The sequence below is a fragment of the Candidatus Symbiothrix dinenymphae genome (genome assembly GCF_001431085.1).
The window spans coordinates 1-735 of record NZ_BBRU01000162.1 but is presented as its reverse complement, the minus strand read 5'-3'; the positions used below and the strand labels follow the sequence as shown (position 1 = coordinate 735).

General features: G+C 48.6%; 1 protein-coding gene. It reads left to right on the top strand.

What is annotated here, in order from left to right:
• Positions 1-735, top strand: a 735-nt coding sequence (locus ASC50_RS02440; RefSeq protein ID WP_158648307.1) for an MFS transporter, incomplete at both ends; no start/stop codon positions are given.

The following is a 735-nucleotide window of genomic DNA, read 5'->3' as shown; positions in this document are numbered from 1 at the left end:
TTTTCGCTGCTATCTTATTTACCTGTTCGGGTATCGGTTCGGCAATGCCGGAAATAGGCTTTGCCTTGCCGGGTACAGGCGATTATAGTTTTCTGCCGCAGTTCATTTTTTACCGGATTATCGGTGGTATCGGCGTAGGCTTGGCTTCGATGCTCTCGCCCATGTATATTGCCGAGATAGCACCTGCTTCGATACGCGGCAAATTAGTTTCGTGGAATCAGTTGGCTATTGTTACCGGCATGTTGGTTGTTTACTTCGTGAATTTTGCCATCACACGGCAAGGCGATGTTTCATGGAACGAGCAGACCGGTTGGCGTTGGATGTTTGCTTCCTCCGCGATACCGGCAGTTCTCTTTTTCATCTGTCTGCTGTTTGTTCCGGAAAGTCCTCGTTGGTTGGTCATGATGGGCAAAGAAACGAAAGCCGCTAATATATTGGGACGGCTCAATGCAGGTGCGTCCATCCAAGAGGAAATAGCTTCCATTCGCGCATCTGTTGCGCCGGTGGTGGTAAAAGGCTTGAAATTTGGAGCACGTATCTGGATTGCCGGTTTGTTGCTCTCCGCTTTTCAGCAGTTAATCGGGATTCAGGTGATGTTGTACTATGCCCCCGAAATATTCAAAAGCATGGGCGAAAGCACCGATTCGGCTATGCTGCAAACAGTGTTGGTGGGCGTTGTCAATGTTGCATTTACCATTGTAGCCATTTACACGGTAGATAAGTACGGACGCAAAC